This window comes from Actinoalloteichus sp. GBA129-24 (assembly GCF_001941645.1).
Classification (GTDB): domain Bacteria; phylum Actinomycetota; class Actinomycetes; order Mycobacteriales; family Pseudonocardiaceae; genus Actinoalloteichus_A; species Actinoalloteichus_A fjordicus.
The window spans coordinates 5,168,512-5,185,000 of the sequence record NZ_CP016077.1 but is presented as its reverse complement, the minus strand read 5'-3'; the positions used below and the strand labels follow the sequence as shown (position 1 = coordinate 5,185,000).

Sequence of the window (16,489 nt, the reverse complement as noted above, 5' to 3'; positions counted from 1 at the left end):
GTGGTGGGCGTGGAAAGTTCGGGTGGCGGGGTGAGGGTTCCGGGTCGGCACGCTGTTGGGTCCTGAGGGAACACGCCGTGTGGTGTGTTGTCTTGGATGTGTGAACGGATGGACTGTTCGTCGCGATCAAACTGCTGTCGGGGATGTGAGTTCCTGGGGGTGTGTGGTGGCGGGTGGCGGGTGGTCTGGTTGTTCTTTGAGAACTACACAGTGGACGCGAGCATCTTTGTGGCAAGTTAGTAAGGGCATACGGTGGATGCCTAGGCATCAGGAGCCGATGAAGGACGTAGGAGACTGCGATAATCCTCGGGGAGCTGTCAACCGAGCTATGATCCGAGGGTGTCCGAATGGGGAAACCCGGCATCCGTCATGGGGTGTCACCCGCATCTGAATATATAGGGTGTGTGGAGGGAACGCGGGGAAGTGAAACATCTCAGTACCCGTAGGAAGAGAAAACAACCGTGATTCCGTGAGTAGTGGCGAGCGAAAGCGGAAGAGGCTAAACCGTGTACGTGTGATACCTGGCAGGGGTTGCGTATGCGGGGTCGTGGGACCGACTGGTCAGTGCTGCCATGCTGGCAAGGAGTGAGAAAACGTTGTGGTTAGCGGAAGGTGTCTGGAAAGCACCGGCGTAGAGGGTGATACTCCCGTACGCGAAAACCTGACGTCTCCTGGTCGTGTTCCCAAGTAGCAGCGAGCTCGTGAAATTTGCTGTGAATCTGGCGGGACCACCCGCTAAGCCTAAATACTTCCTGATGACCGATAGCGGACTAGTACCGTGAGGGAAAGGTGAAAAGTACCCCGGGAGGGGAGTGAAATAGTACCTGAACCCGTATGCCTACAAGCCGTCAGAGCCTTTTGGGGTGATGGCGTGCCTTTTGAAGAATGAGCCTGCGAGTTAGTGATGTGTGGCGAGGTTAACCCGGGTGGGGTAGCCGTAGCGAAAGCGAGTCCGAATAGGGCGTTCTGAGTCGCATGTCCTAGACCCGAAGCGGAGTGATCTACCCATGGCCAGGGTGAAGCGCGGGTAAGACCGTGTGGAGGCCCGAACCCACCAGGGTTGAAAACCTGGGGGATGAGCTGTGGGTAGGGGTGAAAGGCCAGTCAAACTCCGTGATAGCTGGTTCTCCCCGAAATGCATTTAGGTGCAGCGTCACGTGTTTCTCATCCGAGGTAGAGCACTGGATGGCTAATGGGCCCTACAAGGTTACTGACGTCAGCCAAACTCCGAATGCGGGTGAGTGAGAGCGTGGCAGTGAGACTGCGGGGGATAAGCTTCGTAGTCGAGAGGGAAACAGCCCAGAACACCAGCTAAGGCCCCCAAGTGTGCGCTAAGTGGGAAAGGATGTGGGGTCGCCCAGACAACCAGGAGGTTGGCTTAGAAGCAGCCATCCTTTAAAGAGTGCGTAATAGCTCACTGGTCAAGTGGTCCTGCGCCGATAATGTAGCGGGGCTCAAGCGCACCGCCGAAGCTGTGTCATTCACATGTGTGCCCGGCCTGCCTTTCGGGGTGGGTCTAGGTGTGTGGATGGGTAGGGGAGCGTCGTGCATCGGGTGAAGCGGCCGTGGAAACGAGTCGTGGACGGTGTGCGAGTGAGAATGCAGGCATGAGTAGCGAAAGCAGAGTGAGAAACTCTGCCGCCGTATGACCAAGGGTTCCTGGGCCAGGTTATTCCGCCCAGGGTAAGTCGGGACCTAAGGCGAGGCCGACAGGCGTAGTCGATGGACAACGGGTTGATATTCCCGTACCCGTGTAGATGCGCCCATGGCGAGGCTGGTGATACTAACCGCCCGGATTATTGTTGCCCTTTCGGGGGTGGTGGTGGTCTGCGCGGGATCTGAGCTGGTAGTAGTCAAGTGATGGGGTGACGCAGGAGGGTAGCTCCGCCAGTGAGTGGTAGTACTGGTGTAAGCGTGTAGCCTGCTCTGATAGGTAAATCCGTCGGGGCTTATAGGGTGAGACGTGATGCGTAGCCGAATGAGGCGAAGTAGAGTGATCCCATGCTGCCGAGAAAAGCCTCTAGCGAGTATCTTCGCGGCCCGTACCCCAAACCGACACAGGTGGTCAGGTAGAGTATACCGAGGCGATCGGGTGAACTGTGGTTAAGGAACTCGGCAAAATGCCCCCGTAACTTCGGGAGAAGGGGGGCCGTGTGGCGTGAAGCCCTTCGCGGGCTAGCGTTGTGTGGCCGCAGAGACCAGGGAGAAGCGACTGTTTATTAAAAACACAGGTCCGTGCGAAGTCGTAAGACGATGTATACGGACTGACGCCTGCCCGGTGCTGGAACGTTAAGGGGACCGCTTAGCTCTTCGGGGCGAAGGTGAGAACTTAAGCGCCAGTAAACGGCGGTGGTAACTATAACCATCCTAAGGTAGCGAAATTCCTTGTCGGGTAAGTTCCGACCTGCACGAATGGCGTAACGACTTCTCCGCTGTCTCAACCACAGGCCCGGCGAAATTGCACTACGAGTAAAGATGCTCGTTACGCGCGGCAGGACGGAAAGACCCCGGGACCTTTACTATAGCTTGGTATTGGTGTTCGGTTCGGCTTGTGTAGGATAGGTGGGAGACTGTGATGTGGTCACGCCAGTGGCTGCGGAGTCGTCGTTGAAATACCACTCTGGTCGTACTGGATGTCTAACCTCGGACCCTGATCGGGTTCAGGGACAGTGCCTGGTGGGTAGTTTAACTGGGGCGGTTGCCTCCCAAAGGGTAACGGAGGCGCCCAAAGGTTCCCTCAGCCTGGTTGGCAATCAGGTGTTGAGTGTAAGTGCACAAGGGAGCTTGACTGTGAGACTGACGGGTCGAGCAGGGACGAAAGTCGGGACTAGTGATCCGGCACTGGCTGGTGGAAGCGGTGTCGCTCAACGGATAAAAGGTACCCCGGGGATAACAGGCTGATCTTGCCCAAGAGTCCATATCGACGGCATGGTTTGGCACCTCGATGTCGGCTCGTCGCATCCTGGGGCTGGAGTAGGTCCCAAGGGTTGGGCTGTTCGCCCATTAAAGCGGCACGCGAGCTGGGTTTAGAACGTCGTGAGACAGTTCGGTCCCTATCCGCCGCGCGCGTAGGATACTTGCGGAAGGCTGTCCCTAGTACGAGAGGACCGGGATGGACGAACCTCTGGTGTGCCAGTTGTACCGCCAGGTGCATGGCTGGTTGGCTACGTTCGGGAGGGATAACCGCTGAAAGCATCTAAGCGGGAAGCCTGTTCCTAGATGAGGTGTCCCACCCCTTTGTGGGTTAAGGCCCCCAGCAGACCACTGGGTTGATAGGCCCGAGATGGAAGCCTGGTAACAGGTGGAGTTGACGGGTACTAATAGGCCGAGGACTTGCTCACGAAGATGCTACGCGTCCACTGTGTGGTTCTGAAGGAACAACTGTTCCCCTTCAGACACTCTGGTTGGTTGTCTTGGGTGTGGTCTGCTTCGGCAGACGACACTCCGAGACGATCGGTCCACGGGTGTCGGGGGTGGGTTGTTCGTTCGCTGGTGTGTCGGTGGTCATAGCGGTGGGGAAACGCCCGGTCCCATTCCGAACCCGGAAGCTAAGCCCTCCAGCGCCGATGGTACTGCACCCGTGGGGGTGTGGGAGAGTAGGACGCCGCCGACCTTTACCTCAACCGATGGGTGGAGGGGAGACTGGTTGTAGCACCCTTGTGTGTGGTGCTCCCGGTTTTCCCTCCACCCATTTTTTGTGCCCGAAACCCATGGCACGGCCTGCCCGGGGTCGACACCACCTCGACACCCCCAGCTACCGTGTTACCTAGGCAAGTCGTTTTTGGTCAGCAGGAGGTCTCGTGTCCGGTTCAGAAGAGCGGTCTGGCGGTAACAGCCACCGCTCACCCAGCCACTCAGGGTCAGGTCGTGGCCCTGGAGGTGGCGATCGGGCACAGCGAGAGAACAGGTTCTCCGGTTCCCGCGACAACTCGCGTGATCGCGATCGAGGTCGGGACCGAGACGGCGGCCGAGACGACCGGAATCGCGGCGCGAACCGGAGCGGCGACTCGCGGGGTCAGCGTTCCACGAGTGGCGGGGACCGTCCCCGACGGTCGGACGCCCCTCGGGGAGACCGGCGTGAGGGCGACCGGGGTGGTCGCCCCGCTCCGCGCCGCGACGGCTCCACCGGCAGGGACCGGGACCAGGGCAGGCAGGGCGGTTACGGCCCGCCGCGTGGCGACCGGCCTCGTTCCGGTTCGCCTGCTCGGTCGGGACAGCAGGGTGACGACCGACGTGGCAGGCCGGACGATCGACGCAGCGGGTCCGCTGATTCTCGTGGACGTTCCGGGTCGGGCGACGACCGGCCGAGGCAGGGTTCCGCCGACCGCCGTGACGACCGGGGGCGCACCAGCGCACCTCGGGGAAGCGCGGACCGCCGAAGCCAGAGTGGCGGCTGGTCGCGTGGCTCGGATCGGCCGAGTTCCGGGGGCAGCCGGGATCGCAGGTTCGACGGAGACCGTGGTCCTCGCCGTGACGGTGACAGCGCGCCGCGCCGATTCGACCGGCCGGAGCGCCGGGACGGTGCGTCCGGCGGCGGGGGCGGCTTCCGCTCGGACCGGCCGCGTCGGGACGACTCCGGTACAGGTGGTCGTCCATCCCGCTACGACGGGCCTCGGCGCAGCGACTTCACCGGCGGCCGAGGGTCGTCGGATCGCCCGGCAGGCTCCGGCGCGAGCCGGGACTCGCGGTCGAGCGGCTCGGCGCCGCGTCGGGACTGGGAGCGGCGTGACGGCGGCGGTGTCAGGCGTGCTGACGATCGACGCCCCGTAGGCTCCGCCGACCGGGGACGCTCCGAGGATCGCGGCTCGTTCCGCGGCCGAAGCGATGACCGGCGATCGGATGATCGGCCCAGGTTCGGCGACCGTCGGCCCACGCACGACGGTGATCGACGGGATTCGTCGACCTCTCGGCCGGAACGGTCCTTCGATCGGCGTCCGCCGCGTGACGACGATCGGCGAGGCACTTCGGCTGGTCGTTCGGATCGCCCGGAACGGTCCTTCGACCGCAGGCCGCCGAGGGACGACGACCGTCGTGGCAGTTCGAGCGCTCGCTCGGATCGCCCGGAGCGCTCTTTCGATCGGCGTCCGCCGCGTGATGACGACCGGCGAGGCGGCAGTGCAGGGCGGTCCGACCGACCGGCACGCTCCTTCCGGGACAAGGACAGCCGGTCGACCGGCCCCAGCCGCGATCGATTCGCCGGTCGGGACAACGACCGCAGGCCGTCGGACCGTCGTCGGGACGACCGTGCCGAGTCGGTCCGCGAGCCGGAGCTGCCCGAGGACATCGAGATGACCGACCTCGATCCGGGCGCTCGCCGCGCGCTGGGCTCGTTGTCGTTGAGCCTGGCCGAGCTGGTCGGCAAGCACCTGGTCGCCGCGGGAAAGCTCGTGGACGACGACCCCGCGGCCGCGCTGGCTCACGCGAGGTTCGCTCGGTCCAAGGCAGGCCGGATCGGCCTGGTCCGGGAGGCGGCCGGTGTGACCGCGTACCACGCGGAGCAGTGGGCAGAGGCGTTGACCGAGCTGCGGGCGGCTCGCCGGATGAGCGGCGGCCCCGGCATGATCGCGGTGATGGCCGACTGTGAGCGTGCCTTGGGCAGGCCGGAGCGTGCCCTTGATCTGCTGCGCTCGCCGGAGGCGTCTCAACTGCCTCCTGCCGAGGCGATCGAACTGCGCATCGTCGCGGCGGGGGCTCGTCGGGACCTCGGTGAGCTGGACGCCGCCGTGGTGGCCCTGCAGGGTCCGGATCTCGACCTCAAGCGCCGTCAGCCGTGGAGTGCGCGGCTGTTCTACGCCTACGCCGACAACCTCGCGGCGGCAGGTCGGGGCGATGATGCGGTGCGGTGGTTCCTCAACGCGGCCGAGGCCGATGACGAGGACGAGACCGACGCCTCCGAGCGTGCCAGCGACCTCGCCGACGAGCTGGCGGGCCGCACACCTCCGCAGCGCTACCTGCCGGTGGAGGAGCCCGCGTCGTCGCGGGCCGAGTCGGCGGACGTCGCCGATGCAGACCGCTCCGCGACCGACCGGGACGACACGTCGACGACCGCAGCGCGGGTGTCGGAGCCTGCCGAGCGTGCCTCGGCCGACGGCGCTGACGGCACGACTGCCCGGCCGACCCGGAACCGGCCCGTCCTGGAGGACCCGCCCGAGTCGGAGTCGGCAACGGCGACGGAGTGGGCGCCGGTGACGACGCAGGGATCGGACCCGCGGCCAGCATCGGCCGCCGACGCCGAGCCTGCTGCGGAGGAGCCGTCCGACCCCGAGCCGTCGAGCACCGAATCGCCTGCCGACGAGTCCTCGGAGAAGACGGAGTCCCCGGACGACGCCGAGTCCCCGGAGCGGGCCGAGGCCGCCGAGTCGGATACGCCAGACGAGCAGGGGAAGACGGGCGAGACGGCTGCGGCGGCGACGGCGGCCGAGGAGAGCCCCGGGGCCGCTGCGGACGACGCGACCGGCACGGCCGATCAGACCGGCACCGCCGGGGATCGTTGATCGAGGAGGAAGCATGGGCGGGTTCTCCGCCACTCGGGAGGACGTCGAGGCCGGTCGGCGGCTGCTGGACCGGTACGACGCGTTGTTGCTGGACCTGGACGGCACCGTCTTCCGGGGCGGCGAGCCGGTGGCCGACGCGCAGGCCACGCTGGTGCGGGCCCGCGCGGCGGGCGTCACGCTGCGGTTCGTCACCAACAACGCCTCACGGACTCCCGGCGAGGTGGCGGAGCACCTGCGGATGATCGGCTTCGCCGCCGACGCCCCCGAGGTGAGCACCAGTGCTCAGGCGGGCGCGGCGATGCTCGCCGACCGGCTCGACCCCGGTACCGAGGTGCTCGTGGTCGGCGCGGCAGCACTGCGGTCCGAGGTCCTCTCGGTGGGCCTGCGGCCCGTGCCTGCTGCCGAGGCGGTGTCACCCGAGCGGTTCGCCGCGGTGGTCCAGGGACACTCGGTCGCCACGGCCTGGCCGGACCTGGCCGCCGCCTGCCAGGCCATCCGGTCCGGTGCCTGGTGGGTGGCCTGCAATCTCGACCCCACCGTTCCGACGGAACGCGGTCAGCTGCCGGGCAACGGATCGATGGTCGCGGCGCTGCGCGCGGCCACCGGCCGGACACCGGACGTGGCGGGCAAGCCGAGGGCACCACTGTTCGAGCAGGCGGCCCGCAGTGCGGACTCCGCTCGACCGCTGGTGGTCGGCGACCGGCTGGACACCGACATCGAGGGCGCCGTCGCAGGCGGCATGGATGCGTTGCTGGTGCTCTCCGGGGTCACCGACCCTGCCGGGCTGCTGGCCGCGGAGCCCGCCAGGCGACCGGGATTCCTGGCGGCGGATCTGGATTCGGTCCTCGACGATGCGGAGTCCCTGCGGATCACGTCGCAGCCGGACTGGCGAATCGACGTCGTCGAGGGCGGGCTGACGGTGCGGACGTCGGATTCCGCGGCCGCCCAGGGGCCGCCGTCGGCGCTCGGCCTGTTGCGCGGACTGTGTGCGGCGTGGTGGGCCCGGCACGAGTCGGCGGGCGGTCCTGCCGTACGGCCACTCGATGAGGCCTCCCGCGCTGTGGTGAACGCACTCGGTCTGTGAGTCATGGCAGAGTGTTCATCGTGACCAGATGGCGATCACGAGACGAGCGGATCGGATGAACGCGGATCAGCGCCCGAGCCCGATGGTCTTGTCGAGCAGACGCGCGCCTGGATCGGATTCGGGGGCACCGTACGCGGTCTCCGAGCGCTCGGCAGCCGACCACGCGGTGTCTGATCACACCGGGTCCGATCACGCGACCGCCATTGCCGAGGTCGAGGAGGCGGTCCGGCTGTTGGACGGACTGGACGAACTGGAGACCGCCGCACACGTCGCCCGCTTCGACTCGGTGCACGCCGCACTGAGTGAGGCCCTCAGCGGCATCGATCGGATCTGATCGTGACTCGACGGGTACGGCTGGACGCCGAGCTGGTTCGCCGTGGGCTGGCGCGGTCGCGTGAGCAGGCGGTGGAACTCGTGAACGCCGGGCGGGTCGTGGTGCGCGGGATGGTGGCGCGCAAGCCCGCCACCGCCGTGGAGACCGACGCGCCCGTACTCGTGCAGTCCGATGAGGACGACCAGGGCTGGGCTTCACGCGGCGCGCACAAGCTGATCGGCGCCCTGGACGCCTTCGAGCCTGCCGGTCTGAGCGTGGCAGGCCGTCGTTGTCTCGACGCGGGCGCCTCGACCGGCGGCTTCACCGACGTCCTGTTGCGCAGGGACGCCGCCGAGGTGGTGGCGGCGGACGTGGGCTACGGCCAACTCGTCTGGCGACTGCAGACCGATGGGCGGGTCCGGGTCCTGGACCGGACCAACGTTCGTGCGCTGGACGCCGACGTGATCGGCGGCCAGGTCGCCCTGATCGTCGCCGACCTCTCGTTCATCTCGCTGCGACTGGTACTGCCCGCGTTGGCGTCCTGTGCCGCGCCTGGCGCGGATCTGCTGCCGATGGTCAAGCCGCAGTTCGAGGTCGGCAGGGGCAGGCTCGGAGCCGGTGGGGTGGTGCGTGATCCGGAGGTCCGCGTCGACGCGGTCCTGGAGGTGATCCGGGTGGCCGAGCGACACGACCTGAGCTTCCGGGGCGTGGTGGCGAGTCCCCTGCCCGGTCCGGCAGGCAACGTCGAGTACTTCCTCTGGCTGACAAGAGGACATGCCGTCGCGGGGGAGCCTGCCAGCCCCGCACCGGTGTCGTCCGCCGACCGGACGGCGGCGCAGACCGTCGCGCCGGGGAACCCCGTCGACGTCGAGCAGGCCGTTCGTGACGCCGTGCGGGAGGGGCCGCGATGACCCGCGAGGTGCTCATGATCGTCCACACCGGACGTGAGGCGGGCAGGCGCATCGCGCACGAGGTCGCAGCGATGTTCGCCGAGGCCGACATCAGGCTTCGCGTTCTCTCCGACGAGGCACCGGATCTCGACGCGAACTGTTACGACCGGGTCGTCGATCCGGGACCGGACGCGGCGACGGGAGTGGAACTCGTCTTCGTCCTGGGCGGTGACGGCACTCTGCTGCGGGCCGCCGAGATCGCCCGGCCTGCCCGCGTCCCGGTGCTCGGCGTGAACATGGGACGGGTCGGCTTCCTGGCCGAGGCGGACTCCGAGCACGTCGCGGACGCGGTGCGCGCGGTGGTCCGCCGTGATTACCAGGTGGACGAGCGGATGACGGTGAACGTCGTCGCCTCCTATGCTGGCGAGGTCATCGCGCGGGACTGGGCGCTCAACGAGGCCAGCGTCGAGAAGAGCAGCCGGGAACGCATTCTGGACGTCGTCGTCGAGGTCGACGGGCGACCGGTGTCGGCCTTCGGCTGCGACGGGGTGCTGTGCGCCACTCCCACCGGGTCGACGGCGTACGCGTTCTCGGCGGGGGGCCCGGTGATCTGGCCCGAGGTCCCCGCATTGCTGGTGCTGCCGAGCAACGCGCATGCATTGTTCTCGCGGCCGTTGGTGGTCGCCTGGACCTCGGTGGTGGCCGTCGAGGTCGCCTCCGACGGACACCCGGCAGTGTTGTGCTGTGACGGGCGTCGCACGGTCGAGCTGCCGCCGGGCGCCCGGGTGGAGGTGTTGGCGGGCGACCTGCCGGTTGGCCTGGTCCGGTTGCGCCCCGCTCCGTTCACCGACCGGCTGACCCGCAAGTTCTCTCTTCCGGTGCAGGGATGGCGCGGTCCCATCGACGACTGACCGCTCCGGTCGCCTCCACAGTGCTCATCGGCCTGGCTGCCCGCCCCCGTCGGCGGGCCGAGGGCGCCGAAGGGTCCCGGACGTCTCACCACGGCGATAGGGTTCGGGGTGTGCTGGCCGAGATGCGAATTCAGGGCCTCGGCGTCATCGACGAGGCCACCCTCCAATTGCACCCCGGTCTGACCGTGGTGACGGGTGAGACGGGCGCGGGCAAGACGATGGTCGTCACCGGTCTCCACCTGCTCAGCGGCGGGCGGGCGGAGTCGTCTCGGGTGCGGGCGGGTGCCGAACGCACCGTGGTCGAAGGACGCTTCCGGGTCGAGGGCACCGACGGCGCTGCGAAGGTGGCGGCCGACGTGGGTGCCGATCCCGACGAGGACGGCAGCCTCATCGCCGTGCGCACGGTGAACGCCGACGGCAGATCCCGTGCTCATCTGGGCGGCCGCTCGGTGCCGATCGGCGTTCTCGGCCAGCTCGCGGAGCAGGCGCTCGCGGTGCACGGCCAGAACGATCAGCTTCGGCTGCTGCGGTCCGGCGAGCAGCGGGTGGTGCTCGACCGTTTCGCAGGCGAGCCGGTCCTGACGCCGCTCGCCGACTATCGGCGGGTCCGCGCCGAATGGCTCGGCGTCGCTCAGGAACTGCGGGAGCGCACCGAACAGGCCAGGGAACTCGCCAGGGAGGCGGGCATCCTGCGTCACGGGCTCGCCGAGATCGAGGCGCTGGACCCACAGCCCGGCGAGGACGAGGAGCTGGTCGAGGAGGCGCGGCGACTCGCCGACGCCGACCAGCTTCGCGGCGCCGCGCTCGGTGCACAGCTCGCGTTGACCGGTGCGGCCGACGGCGATCCCGATCAGCCCGGCGCGCTGGGGATGCTGGGCGAGGCCCGTCGCAGGCTGACCGGGACCGACGACACCCAGCTTCGCGACCTCGAACCCAGGCTGGCCGAGGCGATCGCCGTCCTGGTCGACGTCGGCGCGGAGCTGGGGGGATACCTGGATCGACTCGACGCCGACCCGGCGAGGCTGGAACGGGTGCTGTCTCGACAGGCCGAGCTCAAGGCCCTGACCCGGAAGTACGCCGCCGACGTCGACGGCGTACTGGCCTGGGCCGCGCAGGCGACGGAACGACTGTCCCTCGTGGACGGTTCCGACGAGTTGCTCGATTCGCTGGCGCGGCGTCGCGACGCCTTGGAGATCGAGCTCGCCGAGCACGCCGAGCGGGTGGGTGCCGCGCGCGCGGTCGCCGCAGTGGAACTGGGTGAGGCGGTGTCCGCCGAACTGGCGGGTCTGGCGATGGCGTCGGCTCGAATCGAGGTCGGGGTGGCGCGGCGACCCGCCGTGCCTGCCGAGGAGGCGGCGTTGACCCTGGACGGGCAACGGGTGCACGCGGGGCCCGACGGCGTGGACGACGTCGAGCTGCGGCTGATCGCCCACGAGGGTGCTCCCGCGCTGCCGGTGCAGAAGGGCGCGTCCGGCGGTGAACTCTCTCGCGTGATGCTGGCGCTCGAAGTGGTGCTCGCCGACTCCGATCCGGTTCCGACGATGGTGTTCGACGAGGTCGACGCGGGCGTCGGCGGTCGCGCGGCGGTGGAGGTGGGTCGGCGACTGGCCAGGCTGGCGGTGTCTCACCAGGTCGTCGTCGTCACGCACCTCCCGCAGGTCGCCGCCTACGCCGATCGTCATCTGGTCGTACACAAGGGGTCCGGCTCCGGCATCACCAGCAGCAGCGTCCGCACCGTCAGCGAGGAGGACCGGGTGGTCGAGCTGGCCAGGATGCTGGCGGGCATGGATTCCACGGAGACCGGTCGCGCCCACGCCGAGGAGTTGCTGTCCGTGGCTTCTCGCGATCGTGCGTCATTCGGTACGGGGAGGTAGGCCGCACGTCCGAGTGAGGCCGGCTGATCGTGCCCGCGAAGCCGGCGTGTCCGGACTGCTTCGCGGCGTCAGCCTTGTCACCATCGGCGAATGAAGTTCACCGGCCTGCTGACTCGGCGTAAGCAGAACCTGCCCGGAGTGATCGGTGTGGCTCGGGTCGAGCGACACGGCGACGACCTCCTTCGTCGGATCGGTCCCGGCGACATCGCGGTGATCGATCAGGTGGACCTGGATCGACGCACCGCCGAGGCGCTGGTGGCGGCGCGGGCCGCCGCCGTGGTCAACATGGCCACCTCGATCTCCGGACGCTTCCCCAATCTCGGTCCCGAGGTGCTGCTGGACGCCGGAATCCCGCTGGTCGACGACGTCGGCGACGATCTGCTGCTCACCGTCAGGGACGGGGCGCGGGTCCGGCTGCACGAGGGCGTCCTGTACTCCGGCGACCTGGTGGTCGGCAAGGGCGTGGAGCAGACCGCCGACTCGGTGGCCGATCAGCTCGTCGAGGCCAAGGCGGGGATGTCCGCGCAGCTGGAGGCGTTCTCGGCGAACACGACGGAGTTCCTCCGGCAGGAACGGGCGCTGCTGCTGGACGGTGCGGGTCTGCCGGAGCTGGGCGTCGACCTTCGCGGTCGGCGAGTGGTGGTCGTCGCGCCGGGGCCCGATCACCTGGCCGATCTACGGCGGCTGCGCCGGTTCGTCAAGGAGTCCAGACCGGTGCTCATCGGCGTCGAGCAGGGCGCCGACACGCTGCGGGCGCAGGGGCTGCGGCCGGACGTCATCGTCGGCGACCCGGAGCAGATCTCCGTGGAGTCGCTGCGCTGTGGTGCCGAGCTGGTGGTGCCGGCCTGGCCGAGTGGTGAGGCACCGGGGCTCGATCTCGCCCAGGATCTCGGCCTGCCCGCGGTGACCGTCTCCTCTACGGCCAATCCGGAGGACCTGGCCCTGCTGCTCGCCGAGGACAAGGGCGCCGAGCTGATCGTGGCGGTGGGCTGTGAGGCCACGCTGCACGAGTTCCTGGACCGGGGGCGGACCGGGTCGAATCCGTCGACGGTGCTGACGAGGCTCCGGCTGGGCGGGCGACTGATCGACGCGGAGGCCGTCTCCGTGCTGCATCGGAGCCGGGTCACCTCGGGTGCCGTGGCGTTGTTGCTGGCGGGTGTCGCGACGGTGCTGGTGACGGCGGTGGCCGTCTCCGGGCTCGCACCCGTCTACGGCCAGATCGCCATCGACGGAATGACCGATTTCAACAGCTGGGTGAAGGGGCTGTTCTCGTGATCACACTGCGTTATCACCTGGTCGCGATGGCCTCGGTGTTCCTGGCCTTGGCCGTCGGCGTGGTCCTGGGGTCCACGGCGGTCGCCGATCGGCTGCTCGCGGGGATCGGTTCGGACGGGCCGTCGTCCGCCGAGCAGATCGCGACCTTGCAGACGGAGCGTGACGACCTGGCCGCTCGGCTGGGCGACGCCGAGGCGTTCACCGCCGCCGTCGGCGGCCAGACGGTGGCCGGAGCGCTCGACGGGCAGAGCGTGGCGCTGGTCAGCACGGTCGAGGCCGACGCCGCCGACCGGGATGCGATCCGCGAGCTGATCGGCGCGGCGGGCGGCACCGTGTCCGGTGAGATCCAGCTCACCGACGGCTTCACCGATCCGGCTCGGGCCGACCAGCTGCGTGACCTCGTGCGGGGCGTGCTGCCCGCCGGGGCCCAGCTGCCTGCCGCCGTGGACCCCGGGACGCTGGCGGGCGGCCTGCTGGGTGCGCTGCTGTCGACCGACCCCGAGACCGACGAGCCGCAGGCGTCTGCCGAGGAGAGTGCAGCGGCACTCGGCGGGCTGGTCGACGGCGGTTTCGTCCAGGCGGGCGGCGATGTCGAGCCGGGCAGGCTCGTCCTCGTCCTCGACGGCGGCGTCAGTGCCGCGAACGCTGCCGGGGACCGTGCCGCAGTGGTGGCCCGGCTCGCCGCCCAGCTCGACCGGTCCGGCGCCGGGGCCGTCCTCGCGGGCCGGGCGGGCTCCGCGACGGGGACCGGCTCGGTGGGGCTTGTGCGGGCCGATCGAGCGGTCACCGGAAGCCTGTCCACAGTGGACGAAGTGGACCGGGCGGCGGGTCGGATCGCGGTGATCCTGGCGCTGCGGGAGCAGAACGAGGGCGCGGCCGGTCAGTACGGCGTCGCGGAGGGTGCACAGGGGCCCGCCCCGGACGCACAGGCGCCTGCGGGCGGTGCGCCGCCCGAGCCGGAGTCCGCAGCCGAGGGGCGTGACGCGGCGGCTGTCGACGACGACGTTCCGGCGGGGGCCGGTGGCGGATGACCTGCGATCCGGCCCCGTGAGTGGGCCGTTCATGGCACGTGGTGTTACGTTAAGACCCCGTGGATCGGTATCACGCCGTCCTCCCAGAAGCTAGTCCGATCCGGTGACGGTCGGTGAATCGGGAACCACGGGGAGCCCTCTTGGTGCTGCAGGCACGCACGATCAAGCACGTGTTCGTCACGGGAGGAGTCGCATCCTCCCTCGGGAAGGGGCTGACGGCATCCAGCCTGGGGCAATTGCTCACGGCCCGTGGCCTTCGGGTCACCATGCAGAAGCTCGACCCTTATCTCAACGTCGATCCCGGCACGATGAACCCTTTCCAGCATGGTGAGGTGTTCATCACCGAGGACGGCACCGAGACCGACCTCGATGTCGGCCACTACGAACGATTCCTGGACCGCGACCTGTCCGGTCGCGCGAACGTGACCACCGGCCAGGTGTACTCGACGGTGATCGCGAAGGAACGGCGCGGCGAGTATCTCGGTGACACGGTGCAGGTCATTCCGCACATCACCGACGAGATCAAGTCCCGCATCAGGGCGATGGCCGAGCCGGACGAGAACGGGATCACCCCCGACGTGGTGATCACCGAGGTCGGGGGCACGGTGGGCGACATCGAGTCGCTGCCGTTCCTAGAGGCCTGCCGTCAGGTACGGCATGACCTCGGGCGCGACAACTGTTTCTTCCTGCACGTCTCGTTGGTGCCGTACCTGGCGCCGTCCGGCGAGCTGAAGACCAAGCCGACGCAGCACTCGGTGGCCGCGCTGCGCAACATCGGCATCCAGCCCGATGCCATCGTGTGCCGGTCCGACCGGGAGATCCCGGCGGCGCTGAAGCGCAAGATCGCCCTGATGTGCGACGTCGACACCGACGGCGTGGTAGCGGCGCCCGACGCGCGCTCGATCTACGACATCCCGCGCGTCGTGCACGCCGAGGGCTTGGACGCCTTCGTAGTCCGCAGGCTCGGTCTGCCGTTCCGGGACGTCGACTGGCGGGTGTGGGGCGACCTGCTCGACCGGGTACACCAGCCCGCCGAGACGGTGCGGGTCGCGCTCGTCGGCAAGTACGTCGACCTGCCGGACGCCTACCTCTCGGTCACCGAGGCACTGCGGGCGGGCGGGTTCGCCCACCATGCCAAGGTGGAGATCGTCTGGGTCCCCTCTGACCAGTGCGACACCGACGCGGGTGCGTCGGCGGCGTTGGCAGGCGTCGACGGAATCCTCGTCCCCGGCGGATTCGGCGTGCGGGGGATCGAGGGCAAGGTCGGCGCGATCCGGTACGCGCGCACGCGCGGGATTCCGATGCTGGGCCTGTGCTTGGGGCTGCAGTGCATGGTGATCGACGTGGCGCGAGACCTCGCGGGCCTGGACGGGGCGAACTCGGCCGAGTTCGGCGAGGACTGCGTGCATCCGGTGATCAGCACCATGGCCGATCAGGAGGCCGTGGTCGCGGGGGAGCGCGACATGGGCGGCACGATGCGGCTCGGCGCCTACCCCGCGCGGCTGGTGGCCGGGACGGTGACCGCCAAGGCCTACGGCGCCACCGACGTCTCCGAGCGGCATCGGCATCGCTACGAGGTCAACAACGCCTATCGGGAGCGGCTGGCCGAGGCGGGCCTGGTGTTCTCCGGCCTGTCGCCGGACGACCGGCTGGTCGAGTTCGTGGAGTTGCCTGCCGACGTGCATCCGTTCTTCGTCGGCACGCAGGCCCATCCCGAGCTCAAGAGCAGGCCGACGCGGCCGCATCCGCTGTTCGCGGCCTTCGTGCGCGCGGCGGCGGACTACAAGGCGCAGGAGCGGCTTCCGGTGGAGCTGCCCGAGGCGGCGCCGAGCAAGGCCGGAGCGTCTCGATGACGCCGTCCGACCCGTCCTCGCCGCCTGCCTCGTCGTCCGACGGCGTGCGGCGGACTCGGGGCGCCCACGAGTTCGGCATCGTGGGCAGCGAGGACCTGTACCAGGGCCGAGTGATGGCCCTGCGCGTCGACGAGATCGCCATGCCGGGTGGCGGCACGGGTCGTCGTGAGGTCGTGGAGCACCCCGGTGCGGTCGCGATCGTGGCCGTCGACGACGAGGGCCGGGTGGTGTTGATCCACCAGTATCGGCATCCGTTGGGCAGACGACTGTGGGAGCTGCCTGCGGGACTGCTCGACGTGGCGGGCGAGCCTGCGGTGGACACCGCGCGGCGCGAACTCGCCGAGGAGGCCGCGCTGTCGGCCTCGCGGTGGTCGGTGCTGGTCGACGTCGCCGCCTCGCCGGGCTTCACCGACGAGGTGGTCCGGGTCTTCCTCGCCCTCGACCTGCACGAGGTGGCCGAGATGACCGCCGAGGGCAATGAGGAGGCCGACCTCGTGGTGCATCGCGTGCCTCTGGACGAGGCGGTGCGCATGGTGGTCGCAGGCGAGATCGTCAACGCCTCGACCTCGGCGGGTCTGCTGGCGGCGCGCGCCGTGCTGACGGGCCTGGCCGAGGCCAGAGAGACCACCGCGCCGTGGCCGGATCGGCCGACTCGATGGGCGAGGCGCACGGCGGGCTCGGACTGATCGAGGCTGCGCGGGCACGGCGAGGCGAGTCGATCGCCTCGCCGTGCCCTCCGGTCGAGAGGCCGTCTCGGCAGGACT

The 16,489-nt window shown here is 68.8% G+C and carries 10 protein-coding genes and 2 rRNA genes; all 12 read left to right on the top strand.

Features of this window, described 5'->3' with window-relative positions:
• Positions 1-229: 229 nt before the first annotated feature.
• Positions 230-3,341: ribosomal RNA gene (locus UA75_RS22095) — 23S ribosomal RNA — on the top strand.
• Positions 3,342-3,496: 155 nt separating this feature from the next.
• Positions 3,497-3,613 (top strand): 5S ribosomal RNA (gene rrf / locus UA75_RS22090).
• A 1,675-nt stretch (positions 3,614-5,288) separates the two neighbouring features.
• Entirely contained in the window at positions 5,289-6,494 is a 1,206-nt protein-coding gene (locus UA75_RS34715) for a hypothetical protein (RefSeq protein WP_075741886.1), read from the top strand.
• A gap of 13 nt (positions 6,495-6,507) precedes the next feature.
• The gene (locus UA75_RS22070; RefSeq protein WP_075741885.1) at positions 6,508-7,578 is read left to right on the top strand and encodes an HAD-IIA family hydrolase; all 1,071 of its coding nucleotides are present in this window, start codon (positions 6,508-6,510) and stop codon (positions 7,576-7,578) included.
• A 28-nt stretch (positions 7,579-7,606) separates the two neighbouring features.
• A complete protein-coding gene (locus tag UA75_RS22065) occupies positions 7,607-7,912 on the top strand; it encodes a hypothetical protein (RefSeq protein WP_075741884.1) in 306 nt (101 codons plus the stop codon).
• A gap of 2 nt (positions 7,913-7,914) precedes the next feature.
• The gene (locus UA75_RS22060; protein ID WP_075741883.1) at positions 7,915-8,802 is read left to right on the top strand and encodes a TlyA family RNA methyltransferase; all 888 of its coding nucleotides are present in this window, start codon (positions 7,915-7,917) and stop codon (positions 8,800-8,802) included.
• Positions 8,799-9,692, top strand: a complete 894-nt coding sequence (locus UA75_RS22055; protein WP_075741882.1) for an NAD kinase — start codon at positions 8,799-8,801, stop codon at positions 9,690-9,692. Before UA75_RS22060 ends, UA75_RS22055 begins: the two co-directional genes overlap by 4 nt.
• Positions 9,693-9,802: 110 nt before the next feature.
• Positions 9,803-11,566: a DNA repair protein RecN gene (gene recN, locus UA75_RS22050; protein ID WP_075741881.1), complete on the top strand. Its 1,764-nt coding sequence runs from the start codon at positions 9,803-9,805 to the stop codon at positions 11,564-11,566.
• A 90-nt stretch (positions 11,567-11,656) separates the two neighbouring features.
• Positions 11,657-12,841 carry a putative cytokinetic ring protein SteA gene (gene steA, locus UA75_RS22045; RefSeq protein WP_075741880.1) on the top strand — a complete coding sequence of 395 codons (1,185 nt, stop codon included), beginning with the start codon at positions 11,657-11,659 and terminating at the stop codon, positions 12,839-12,841.
• A complete protein-coding gene (locus tag UA75_RS22040; RefSeq protein ID WP_075741879.1) occupies positions 12,838-13,872 on the top strand; it encodes a copper transporter in 1,035 nt (344 codons plus the stop codon). Before steA ends, UA75_RS22040 begins: the two co-directional genes overlap by 4 nt.
• Positions 13,873-14,015: 143 nt before the next feature.
• Positions 14,016-15,725: a CTP synthase gene (locus UA75_RS22035; protein ID WP_404799998.1), complete on the top strand. Its 1,710-nt coding sequence runs from the start codon at positions 14,016-14,018 to the stop codon at positions 15,723-15,725.
• Complete coding sequence (locus UA75_RS22030; RefSeq protein WP_083683464.1) at positions 15,722-16,411, top strand: NUDIX domain-containing protein; 690 nt, start codon at positions 15,722-15,724, stop codon at positions 16,409-16,411. The genes UA75_RS22035 and UA75_RS22030 overlap by 4 nt, the downstream gene beginning before the upstream one ends.
• Positions 16,412-16,489 lie beyond the last annotated feature (78 nt).